Source organism: Tessaracoccus flavescens, assembly GCF_001998865.1.
Classification (GTDB): Bacteria; Actinomycetota; Actinomycetes; order Propionibacteriales; family Propionibacteriaceae; genus Arachnia; species Arachnia flavescens.
This window is the reverse complement of the sequence record NZ_CP019607.1, coordinates 1,719,955-1,730,911: the sequence shown is the minus strand read 5'-3', so window position 1 is coordinate 1,730,911 and position 10,957 is coordinate 1,719,955. Positions and strand designations below refer to the sequence as shown.

General features: G+C 68.7%; 9 protein-coding genes. 3 read left to right on the top strand and 6 right to left on the bottom strand.

Annotated features, from left to right (window positions below; all coding sequences use genetic code 11):
* Positions 1-54: 54 nt before the first annotated feature.
* From BW733_RS08220 to iolC, 6 genes are all read right to left on the bottom strand, one after another.
* On the bottom strand, positions 55-1,035 hold the full coding sequence (locus BW733_RS08220) for a sugar ABC transporter substrate-binding protein (protein ID WP_161490181.1): 981 nt from the start codon (positions 1,033-1,035) through the stop codon (positions 55-57).
* Positions 1,036-1,768: 733 nt separating this feature from the next.
* Entirely contained in the window at positions 1,769-2,629 is an 861-nt protein-coding gene (locus BW733_RS08215) for a sugar phosphate isomerase/epimerase family protein (protein WP_077349552.1), read from the bottom strand.
* 50 nt (positions 2,630-2,679) lie between these two features.
* Positions 2,680-4,560 (bottom strand): 3D-(3,5/4)-trihydroxycyclohexane-1,2-dione acylhydrolase (decyclizing), encoded by a 1,881-nt coding sequence (gene iolD, locus BW733_RS08210; protein WP_418361334.1) that lies wholly within the window; start codon positions 4,558-4,560, stop codon positions 2,680-2,682.
* Positions 4,544-5,446, bottom strand: coding sequence for a 5-deoxy-glucuronate isomerase (iolB, locus tag BW733_RS08205; RefSeq protein WP_077349548.1), 903 nt, complete (start codon positions 5,444-5,446; stop codon positions 4,544-4,546). The genes iolD and iolB overlap by 17 nt, the downstream gene beginning before the upstream one ends.
* On the bottom strand, positions 5,443-6,309 hold the full coding sequence (locus BW733_RS08200; protein WP_077349546.1) for a Cgl0159 family (beta/alpha)8-fold protein: 867 nt from the start codon (positions 6,307-6,309) through the stop codon (positions 5,443-5,445). Before BW733_RS08200 ends, iolB begins: the two co-directional genes overlap by 4 nt.
* Positions 6,306-7,310, bottom strand: coding sequence for a 5-dehydro-2-deoxygluconokinase (gene iolC / locus BW733_RS08195; RefSeq protein ID WP_077349544.1), 1,005 nt, complete (start codon positions 7,308-7,310; stop codon positions 6,306-6,308). Before iolC ends, BW733_RS08200 begins: the two co-directional genes overlap by 4 nt.
* 161 nt (positions 7,311-7,471) lie before the next feature.
* Here iolC and BW733_RS08190 point away from each other — a divergent pair, with 161 nt between their 5' ends.
* From BW733_RS08190 to iolG, 3 genes are all read left to right on the top strand, one after another.
* A complete protein-coding gene (locus BW733_RS08190; protein WP_077349542.1) occupies positions 7,472-8,215 on the top strand; it encodes a GntR family transcriptional regulator in 744 nt (247 codons plus the stop codon).
* Between the two features lie 460 nt (positions 8,216-8,675).
* Positions 8,676-9,755, top strand: coding sequence for a transaldolase family protein (locus BW733_RS08185; protein ID WP_077349540.1), 1,080 nt, complete (start codon positions 8,676-8,678; stop codon positions 9,753-9,755).
* A 35-nt stretch (positions 9,756-9,790) separates the two neighbouring features.
* Complete coding sequence (iolG, locus tag BW733_RS08180; protein ID WP_077349538.1) at positions 9,791-10,786, top strand: inositol 2-dehydrogenase; 996 nt, start codon at positions 9,791-9,793, stop codon at positions 10,784-10,786.
* The last annotated feature ends 171 nt before the right edge of the window (positions 10,787-10,957 follow it).

Below are 10,957 nucleotides of genomic sequence, written 5' to 3'. Positions count from 1 at the left end.
TCGAGAAGGACGGCTCCCTGGTGGAGCCCTCCCCTCACGAGTCGGACGTGCCGATCAGGCGCCGGCCAGCTGCTCTTCGAGCTTCGCCAGGTACTCCTCGGCGTTCTCGGAGGTGATGACGGTGGAGCCGGTGTCGATGAAGTCCTCGACCTCCTCGCCCTTGGCCGTCTTGACCGCCGCCTCGACCGCCTTGTAGCCCATGCCGAACGGGTCCTGCGCGACGGTGGCGGTGACGGTGCCGTCGATGACGTTCTGCACGCCGGCCTTGATGCCGTCGAAGCCGACGATGATCATGTCCTTGCCTGCCGCCTTGACGGCGCGAGCCGCGCCCGCGGCCATGTCGTCGTTGTTGGCGACGACGACGGAGATGTTCGGGTTGGAGGTCAGCACGTTCTCCATGACGGAGGCCGCCTTGTCGCCGAGGCCCTCGGCGTACTGCCGGACCGTGACCTTCACGCCGCCGGACTCGAGGCCTGCGGTGAAGCCCGCCTCGCGGTCGTCGGAGGTGGTGTTGCCCTTGACGCCGCCGATCCACACTGCCTCGGCGCCCTCGCCCGCGATCTCGGCGGCGTACTCGCCACCGGACTTCGCGGCGGTCTCGTTACCGGTGCCGATGTAGCTGACCTTCTTGTCGTAGGGGGCGTCGGTGTCGACGAACAGGATGGGCTTCTCGGTGTCACCGAGCACCGACACGACCGAGTCGGGCTGCAGCGGGGAGATGACGAGCGCCTGGATCGAGTTGTCGGCGAGCATGGTCTCGATCATCGCGTTCTGCTCGTCGTAGGCGGTCTCGGACGCTGGGCCCTGGAGCTGGACGGTGACGTCGAGGTCCTTCTCGGCGGCCTTGGCGCCTGCCGCGACGTAGCTCCAGTACTCGCTGGACAGCGTCTTCAGGATCACGCCGACCTTCACCTTGCCGCCGGCGTCGCCGCCGGCCGCCTCGGAGCCGCCCGATCCAGGCTCGCTCGCGCCCATGCTGCAGGCGGAGAGCAGTACGGCTGCCGACATCAGGCCAGCCAGGAGAGTCTTCTTCATCGATTCCTCCATCGAGTCTCACGGGTCGCGTCGCCAATGACAGTCGTACCCAATGACGCCATTGTTATGGAGTCGGCGATGCTTGTCAATACATATGATTTCTTTGTCAACCCACCTCGGGGCGACCACCGTGAAAAGCGTTGTCATCTGCGGTGGCGGCGGCCGGGTCTGCAGAGGAGGATCCAGGGGCCGCTGGGTCGCTTGGCGTGAATCCGTGCAGGCCGGTGGTCGCCGTCGTGCCCCCATGTCACCTTGGCGGATGGCGCGCGGTTGCGACCTCATCATGGCAGGGCGCATCTGGGCCGCGCCACCGGAGCGCATCGGGCCTGACCGGAGGCGTCTTCCCTTTCCTTGAGCAGCGCCGGCCCCGTGAAGCGGCGGCGCCCGTCGTCGAAAGGCATCCATGGTCGCCTGCGGACGCGGCCACAGCCCGGTGGACGTTCGGCGGCCGTGGCCAGGACCTTTCGTCGACGCCTCGCGACTCCGTCGGCGGAGGCTGCTCAAGGAACGGAGGGACGCCTCAGCCGTCGAACAGGACGGTCCACGATTCGTGGTCGGCGCGGTCGAGGCCCTCCGCGAAGGCGGCGTCGGGATCGTAGTCAGCCATGCAGGGATGCTACGCGGAGGAGGGGTGCGGGCCGCCGGGTCTGGGTCACCACAGACCGCGACCGGGTCGGTCGCGGGAACGTGGCGCGGGCGGCGCCTCCCTCGGCTCCGCCCGCGACCGCGTGGGTCAGGCCAGGGCGGCCAGCGCGTCGAAGCTCGCCTTTGCGTTGGCGACCGGGCCGCCGTCGGCCGGGGGCTCCTCGTCGAGCATGATGTCCTGCTCGAGCACCCAGTAGCCGTCGAAGCCGGCCTCGTTCAGCAGGCCGACGATGGTCGGGAAGTCGATGTCGCCCTGACCGATCGGGGTGAACATGCCGCCCTTGATGCCCTCGCTCCAGGAGATCTCGCCGGGCAGGAGCTTCTCGGCCATCGCCTTGTCGACGTCCTTGGCGTGCACGATGTCGACGCGGTCGGCGTACCTCCTGACCAGTTCAACGACATCGGCGCCGCCTGCGGTCAGGTGGCCCGTGTCGAGGCACAGGCCGACCGTCGAGTTGTCGAGCACGCGCTCCACCTCGTCGACGTTTTGGACCATGGTCCCCCAGTGCGGATGGATGCAGGCGGTGACGCCCTTCGCCGCGCAGACCTCGGTGATGCGGGAGAGGTTGGAAAACAGCGTGGCCCAGCCCTCCTCGTCAAGCTCGGGGCGGTCGTCGTAGCCGTCGCGGCCCGAGTCGGCGGCGAGGACGAGGAACTCGCCGCCTGCTGCCTCGAAGGCCTTCAGTTCCTGCTCGACCTGTGGGATCGGGTCGAAACCCGGATCGTGCATGACGGCGAGGAAGAACGAGCCGACCGGCCTGAGGCCGAACTTTTCGACGACGGCGGCGCGCTCCTGGGCGTCGACCGGGAGCCAGCCCTGGGGGCCGAACTCGGTGGCGGTGAGGCCGATCTGCTTCATCTCCGTCAGCACCCGTTCGGGCGACATTTGGTAGCCCCAGTCGGGGACCTCGCACACGCCCCAGCTGATGGGCGCACCTGCGATCTTCATGTGGTTCTCCTTGGTTTCTTCTGGATGGGCGCCTTCGTCGGCGTCCCGGTTCAGTTCAGGTAGTGGCGCTGGCCTGCGCGGTCGCGCTCGTACTCGGCGTAGGCCTGCTGGGTCGACTCGAGGCGCGAGACCTGCGAGACGGGCACGTCCCACCAGCTCGATCCGGGCGGGTTGGGGCCCATCAGGTCGGTCTCGATGTAGATCATGACGGGGACGTCGAGGCCCTTCGCCTCGGCGTAGGCCTGCTTGAAGTCGTCGATCGATGAGACGCGCAGCACCTTCAGCCCCCACGACTCGGCGTTGGCGGCGATGTCGACGGGCAGGATCTCTCCCCGGTCGCCGCGGTACTTCGTGCCGAAACGCTGCGAGCCTCGCGACTCGGACAGTGCGCCGATCGAGGCGAAGCCGTAGTTCTGCAGCAGCACGAAGATGACCTTGATGCCCTCCTGGACGATCGTGGCCAGCTCCATGGGAAGCATCTGGTAGGTGCCGTCGCCGACGATGGCCACGACCTCCGAGTCGGGCAGCGCGAGCTTCACGCCGAGCGCCGCCGGGATCTCGTAGCCCATGCAGGAGAAGGCGTACTCGACGTGGTACTGCTGCGGGTTGCCCGCGCGCCACAGGCACTGCAGGTCGCCCGGCATGGAGCCGGCGGCGTTGATCATCACGTCGTTGTCGTCCATCAGCTCGTTGAGCGCGCCGAACACCTCGGTCTGGGCGGGCAGCGGCTGGTTGGCGACGTGGTAGCACTCGTCGGTGGCCTTCTCCCACTCGTCGCGGAGGCGGGCGATCTCGTCGGTGTAGGACTGGTCGACGCGGTGTCCCTCGACGGCGGCGGTGAGCGCCACGAGGGCCTCCCGGGCGTCGGCGACGACCATCTCGGCTGCGTGCTTGGCCGCGTCGAAGGCGAGGACGTTGATGTTGATGAACCGGACGTCCGGGTCCTTGAACTGGGTGTGCGAGGCGGTGGTGAAGTCGGAGTAACGGGTGCCGATGCCGATCACCAGGTCCGCGGTGTCGGCAAGCGCGTTGGCCGACGCCGCGCCGGTCGAGCCGACGCCGCCGACGGAGCACTCGTGGTCGAAGTTGATCGCGCCCTTGCCCGCCTGGGTGTCGGAGACGGGGATGCCGGTCGCGGACGCGAAGGCCCGCAGTTCCTCGGAGGCGAGCGAGTAGATGGTGCCGCCGCCGGAGATGACGAGCGGGCGCTTCGCCTCGCGGATCATCGCGGCGGCCCGCTCGATCGCGAGGGGTTCGGGGGCGGGACGGCGGATCCGCCAGGTGCGCGGCTTGAAGAACTCGACGGGGAAGTCATAGGCCTCGGCCTGCACGTCCTGCGGCAGCGCGATCGTCACGGCCCCGGTGTCTGCCGGGTCGGTCAGGACGCGAAGTCCTGCCATCAGGGAGGGGATCAGCTGCTCGGGTCGGGTGATCCGGTCGAAGAAGGCCGAAACGGGGCGGAAGCAGTCGGTGGCCGCCGTCAGCAGCGACTTCGGGTCCTCGATCTGCTGCAGCACCGGGTCGGGGTTACGGGTGGCGAACTGGTCGGAGGGGAACAGCAGCACGGGCAGCCGGTTGCTTGTCGCGACGGCGGCGCCGGTGACCATGTTCAGCGCGCCGGGGCCGATGGACGAGGTGCACATCCACGTCTGCTGCCGGTTGGTCGCCTTCGCGAAGGCCGCGGCCGCGTTGACCATGCCCTGCTCGTTGCGGGGCATGATGTAGGGCATCTCTCCGCCGTCGGGGGTCGGGTCGAGCTCGTTCTGGAGCAGCGCCTGGCCGATGCCTGCGACGTTGCCGTGGCCGAAGATGCCCATGGCGCCGGCGATGAGGCGCTTGGATTCGCCGTCCGCTTCGACGAACTGGTTGACGAGGAAGCGGATGATCGCCTGCCCGACGGTGAGTCGCACGGTCTCACTCATGGATGTCACTCCTGGTCTGGTTGAGGGGGGTCATGGGGAGCCGCGGGTCGACCGGGGAGTCGTCCCAGGTGTCGCGGATCCACGTGTGGTGGGGGTCGTCTGTCATCAGCCAGGTCGAGTCCTCGGCAGGGCCTGCCATGACGTTGAGGTAGTAGAGGTCGTAGCCGGGCGCCGCGACGGACGGGCCGTGGTAACCGTGGGGCATGATCACGACGTCGCCGGAGTGGAGCTCCGCGCAGACGTCGATGTCGCCGGCAGGCGAGGGGTAGATCCGCTGCAGCGCCATGCCGGTGGTGTCGCCGCGGCCGGGACGGACCTCGTAGTAGTAGATCTCCTCGAGCACGCGCTCGACGTCGGTGTGCTCGTCGTGCTTGTGCGGCGGGTAGCTCGACCAGTTGCCGCCCGGGGTCAGGACCTCGCAGACGAGCAGGTGCGACGTCTCGACGGGATTGCCGAGCGCGTAGTTGTTGACCTGGCGGGAGCAGTTGCCCGTTCCGCGCAGGCCGGTGCCGACCTCGGTGACCGGGCAGTGGCGAAGCGGCTTGTCCGTGGTGGCCTTCGACCCGGGGAGGGCGAAGTGTCCGCCGTCCTCGCTGCGCACGGTGATGGTGGTGCGGCGCGGGACGTACAGGTAGTCGGTGATCGCCGTCCAGACCTCCGGGCGGCCGTCGAGGGTGATGCTCTGCCCGTCGACCTCGACGGTGCAGCCGCCGCTGAGCGGGAGCACGAGGATCTCCTCCTCGCCGGTGTCGATCGTTTCAACCCCGCCTGCGGGCAGGTTGAGCACGCGGATGGAACTCCACTCCCACCCGGCGCGCGCGGCGTCGACGTCGGTCTCGAACTGGTCGTGCGCCGTCGAGCCGGCGCGGATGACGTAGGTGTCGTTGTCGCTCACAGAACCTCCACGATTCGATCGACGTTTGCCGCGACGTCACCGTCGCGGGGGAACAGCAGGGAACGGCCGAGCACGAGGCCGTGCACGTTGGGCAGCCGCATCGCGGAGCGCCACATCGACAGCGTCTGTTCCGGATCCTTCGGCACCTCGCCGCCGAGCAGCAGGCAGGGAAGGGAGGTGGCGGCGACGGCGCGCTCGAGGTCGGCGGTGCAGGGGATCTTCAGCCAGGTGCGGGCGGAGGTGTTGCCGAGGGCCGAGGCGATGGTGACCGAGCGGATGACCGCCTCCTCGGACAGGTCGTTGACCAGGCCTTCGGGGCTCGGGTAGGAGAGGAAGGGCTCGATGACGGCCGACCTGCCAGCCGCGGCCAACTGGCTGACCGCCCTGCCCGCCCGTTCGAGCACGGAGGGGGTGCGGGGGTCGTCGAGGTCGATCCGCAGGAGCAGCTTCCCGCCGTCGATGCCCGCGGCGACGATGCCGTCGGGGTCGTAGGCGGTGATCCGGTCGTCGACCTCGAAGTTCGAGCCGGCGAGGCCGGAGCGGTTCATGGAGCCGAGCACGACCTTGCCGTCGAGCGCGCCGAGCAGGGCAAGGTCCTCGACCACGTCGGGGGTGCCGAGGAAGCCGGTCACGCCCGGGCGCGACAGGGCCGTGATGCAGCGGGCGAGGTAGTCCTCACGGTCGGCCATGGCGAGGGCGTCTCCCGCGGCGGCGAGCGCTCCGCGTCCAGGGTGGTCTGCGGCGACGAACAGCGCGCGGCGACCGTCGGAGGGCAGGGTGCCTGGTCTACGGGAGGCGAGGGCCGCGGCGACGGCGTCGGGCCGGTGGAAGCGGAGCTCGGCGAGGCGTTCGACGTGGCTCATCGCGACCAGACCTCCAGCGCCGAGGTGACCTCGGGGTACCTGGCAAGCATCTCCTCGACCTCCCGTGACGTCGGCATGATGGATGCGCATTCGATGTGCATCGTGGCGATGGCGCCGGCCGCCGAGGCGAACTCGACGATCCGATGCAGCGGCCAGCCCTCGAGCAGCCCGTGACACACCGCTCCCCCGAAGGCGTCCCCCGCGCCGAGGCCGTTGACCACCTCGACGGGAAGCGCGGGCATGAACGCCCGCTCGGTGCGCGACTTCACGAGGGTGCCGACCGGGCCCTGCTTCACGATGGCGGCCCTGACGCCCATGTCGAGCAGCGCGTCGGCTGCCCGCTCGGGGTCGGTCTCGCCGGTGGCGATCCGGCACTCCTCGAGGTTGCCGATCGCGACGTCGACGTGCGGGAGCACATCGCCCATGGCGCGCCGCGGGACGTTCTCGTCGGCCCAGAAGCGCTCGCGGTAGTCGAGGTCGAGCACGATGGTCGACCCGGTGGCCGCGGCGACGACGGCGTGGTGGGCCGAACGCGACGGTTCGTGGGCGAGGCCGGTTCCGGTCAGCCAGATGATCCGGTAGCGGTCGAGGTCGACGGGGAGGTCACCGGGGCCGATCTCGAGGTCAGGTGTGGTGGGCTGTCGGTAGAAGTAGAGCGGGAAGTTGTCGGGAGGGAAGATCTCGCAGAACGTGACGGGCGTGTTGAAGCGGTCGTTGACCACGACCTGGGAGGCATCGACACCGAACCGCTCCAGTTCGGAGATGACGAACCTGCCGAACGGGTCGTTACCCACCCCCGTCAGGGCTGTCACCTGGTGTCCATAGCGGGCGGCTGCGACGGCGACGTTGGTCGCGGATCCGCCGAGGAACTTGCCGAAGGTCTCGACGTCCTCGAGCTTCACGCCGACTTCGAGGGGGTAGACGTCCACGCTGCACCGCCCGATGACGAGCACCTCAGGCGCCGCCGGATCGGGAAGGGAGCTTGTCGGGTCGCCCTCCATTGGACCTCCTACGTCGTGGCCAGTCTGCCAGCCCAAATGTCACCCGGTCAACTCTTTGTACGCACATACAAAGTGACCTTTCGGGTTGTATGATCACCGCCAACATCGGTTTGGACAAGTCCACGCGACGAGGCCTGGCCCCCCGCACAGAAGGAGCCGCCATGGAGGAGACGTACGCACCAGCGATCATCATCGACCGGTCCTCCGCGACACCACTCTACGAACAGATCGCCCAGCCGATTGAGGCGGCCATCCTTTCCGGGGAGTTGCCCGCCGGGGCGATGATCGAGGACGAGGTCTCGATGGCGAACCGCCTCGACGTCGCCCGACCCACCGCGCGCCGCGCCCTGCAGGAGTTGGCGAACAAGGGCCTGCTCACGAGACGCCGCGGCGTCGGCACCCGCGTCACTCCCCCACACGTCCACCGTCCGATGAAGCTGTCGTCGCTCAACGAGGACCTCAGCGAGGCCGGCTTCGTCCCGACGACGAAGGTGCTGGGCTACCTGGTGCGCCAGGCCTCGGCCGCCGAGGCCGAGCAGCTCGGGCTGGGCCCTGAAGACGGCCTGCTCGCCGTCAGCCGCCTCCGGTACGCCGACGACCACCCGCTGGCGATCCTGACCAACCTGATCCCGCTCGACATCGCCCCGTCGTGGCAGGAGTTGGGCGAGGCCGGCCTGTATCAGTGCCTGCATCAGCGCGGGATCGACATCGCGTCGGCGACCCAGGAGATCGGCGCGCGCGGCGCCACGTCGGAGGAGGCCTCGACGTTGGGCGAGCAGGCGGGCTCCCCGCTGCTGACCATGCACCGCGTCGGCCGCACCGCCGAGGGCCGTCCGGTCGAGATCGGTCAGCACGTCTACCGCCCGTCGCTGTACTCGTTCCGCTTCTCGCTGTTCACCTCCTAGTCTGCGCAGGGTCGGCCGTTCTTTTCGAGCCTCCGCTCGGCTGAGCCGCGCGAGGCGTCTTCCCCGCTCCTTGAGCAGCCTCCGTCGACGGAGTCGCGCGAGGCGTCGTCGAAAGGCCGTGACCACGACCGCAAACGACCCTCAGCCGTGACCGCATATCGGCACCTTTCGACGATGGGCGCCACGGCTCCGCCGGGGGCCCCGCTCAAGGAACGGGGAGAGACAACGGGCGATTCCGCCCCGCATTGCCAGGTCTTCGGACCCTGTCTGGCGCGACGACACCCGCCCATCCAACTACGTTCGTTGTGACAACTTCGGCAAGCCCGGCGTTCGTTTCGGACCAGGAAGCTCGGCGTATGTATGCACATTAACTTGACGCTGGGTAGACATTGGGGTTGACTGTTCTCCGTGACTGGCGGCAGAGAAGCCGCCTACCCTCTCGCCCCCACAGGAGTTCCAGATGACAGACATCGAATACACGCCCGGGCCGCTGCTGACGGCCGCCCAGAACACCCCGACGGCGCTCTGGAACGACTCGTCCGATCTGAACGAACTGCGCCAGTCGATCTCCTTCGGCGGCGTGGGCGCGACGTGCAACCCGGTCATCGCCTACACCTGCATCAAGTCGGAGCTGGGCCAGTGGGCTCCGCGGATCAAGCAGATCGCCGCCGAGAATCCGACCTGGGGCGAGTCGGAGATCGGTTGGCAGGCGGTCAAGGACCTCTCCGTCGAGGCCGCGGCGCTGTTGAAGCCGATCTTCGACGAGCACAGGGGACGCAACGGTCGCCTGTCGGTGCAGACCGATCCGCGCTTCCACCGTGACGCGAAGGCGCTGGCCGACCAGGCCGTCGAGTTCGACGGCCTCGCGGAGAACATCGTCGTGAAGATCCCCGCCACGAAGGTCGGCCTCGAGGCGATCGAGGACGCCACCTACCGCGGCGTCAGCATCAACGTGACCGTCTCGTTCTCGGTGCCGCAGGCCGTCCGCGCTGCCGAGGCGATCGAGCGTGGTCTCGACCGCCGGGCGGCCGAGGGCCACGACATCTCGCAGATGGGCCCGGTCGTGACGATCATGGTCGGCCGCCTGGACGACTGGCTCAAGCACGTCGTCGCCCGCGACAAGATCTTCATCGACCCGTCCGCCCTCGAGTGGGCAGGCATCGCCGCCATGAAGAAGGCCTACGCGATCTTCCAGGAGCGCGGCTTCCGCTCGCGCGTGCTTGCCGCCGCGTTCCGCAACGTCTACCACTGGGCCGCGCTTGTCGGCGGCGACCTCGTCGTCTCCCCGCCGTTCAAGTGGCAGGAGATCATCAACGCCTCCGACTACGAGGCCGTCTCCCGGATCGACGAGCCGGTGCGCCAGGAGTATCTGGACGAGCTCAACAAGATCGAGGACTTCCGCCGCGCCTATGACGTCGACGGCATGACGGTCGAGGAGTTCGAGGACTTCGGCCCCACCCGCAAGACGCTGCGCCAGTTCCTCCAGGCCGACGCAGACCTCGACGCCCTCGTCCGCGACATCATCGTCCCGGCCCCCTGACCCAACGACCCACAACTCAAAAAGGAGAACCCCACATGCTCCGTGTAGCCGTCATCGGTGCCGGACGGATCGGCAAGGTTCATGCCGCAGCCGTGGCCGCGCATCCGCAGGCACAACTGGTCGCGGTGTGCGACCCGATGGGAACCGCCGCAGAGGACCTCGCGGCCGTACACGGCGCCCGCGTGTACAAGGACGCCGACGCCCTGTTCGCCGACCCGGAGGTCGACGCCGTCATCATCGGCTCGCCCACTCCCCTGCACGCACCCCAGGTGCTGGCGGCGACCCGCGCGGGCAAGGCTGTGCTGGTCGAGAAGCCGGTCGCGAAGGACGTCGAGGAGGCACGCGCTCTCGACGCCGAGCTCGCGACCTTCGAGCATCCGCCCGTGATGGTCGGCTTCCAGCGCCGCTATGACCCGTCGATCCGGCGCGCGAAGGACCTCATCGAGGACGGCTCGATCGGCGACCTGGAGCAGGTCGTCATCGTGGCCCGTGACCCTGCGCCGCCGCCCGCGGAGTACGTCGCGGTCTGCGGCGGCATCTTCAAGGACATGACGATCCACGACCTCGACGAGGCGCGGTTCTTCCTCGGCGAGATCGTCGAGGTGAGCGCCTTCGGCCAGAAGGTCCTGCCCGAGTTGGCCGACGTCGACGACTTCGACGCCGCAGTGGTGATGCTGCGCGGGGCCGACGGCGCGGTCGCGACGGTGATGAACAACCGTCGCTGCGTCACCGGCTACGACCAGCGCCTCGAGGTGCACGGCTCGGCCGGGTCCGCCGTCATGGACAACCTGCGGCCGACTGCGCTGTCGGTCAACACCGCCGAGGCGTCGGGATCGCAGCAGCCGTACCTGGACTTCTTCCTGACCAGGTATGCGGACGCCTACAGCAACGAGCTGACGGCGTTCATCGACGCGATCAACACCGGAGCTCCCGTCTCCCCGACGGTCAGCGACGGCGTCGCCGCCCTCGTCCTCGCCCAGGCGGCCGAGGAGTCGGCGCGCAGCGGAAGGACGGTCCGGCTGGACGCCTGACCACCTGGAGAAGCACCGCCGGGTGCCCGGGTCCTGCCCCGGGTGCCCGGCGGCTTCGCGTCCGGGTGGGTGTGCCTTGAGCACCCACGCACTCCACACCACTTGACATCCATAGAAGGGTCTTATCCGGACTCGTTACGGAAGTGACCGTTGACAAGGCCCTCTCATGCC

Coding starts and splice junctions, on each gene's coding strand:
- iolG (WP_077349538.1), top strand. CDS start 9,791: ATGCTCCGTGTAGCCGTCATCGGTGCCGGACGGATCGGCAAGGTTCAT.
- BW733_RS08215 (WP_077349552.1), bottom strand. CDS start 2,629: ATGAAGATCGCAGGTGCGCCCATCAGCTGGGGCGTGTGCGAGGTCCCC.
- iolC (WP_077349544.1), bottom strand. CDS start 7,310: ATGGAGGGCGACCCGACAAGCTCCCTTCCCGATCCGGCGGCGCCTGAG.
- BW733_RS08190 (WP_077349542.1), top strand. CDS start 7,472: ATGGAGGAGACGTACGCACCAGCGATCATCATCGACCGGTCCTCCGCG.
- BW733_RS08185 (WP_077349540.1), top strand. CDS start 8,676: ATGACAGACATCGAATACACGCCCGGGCCGCTGCTGACGGCCGCCCAG.
- BW733_RS08220 (WP_161490181.1), bottom strand. CDS start 1,035: ATGAAGAAGACTCTCCTGGCTGGCCTGATGTCGGCAGCCGTACTGCTC.
- BW733_RS08200 (WP_077349546.1), bottom strand. CDS start 6,309: ATGAGCCACGTCGAACGCCTCGCCGAGCTCCGCTTCCACCGGCCCGAC.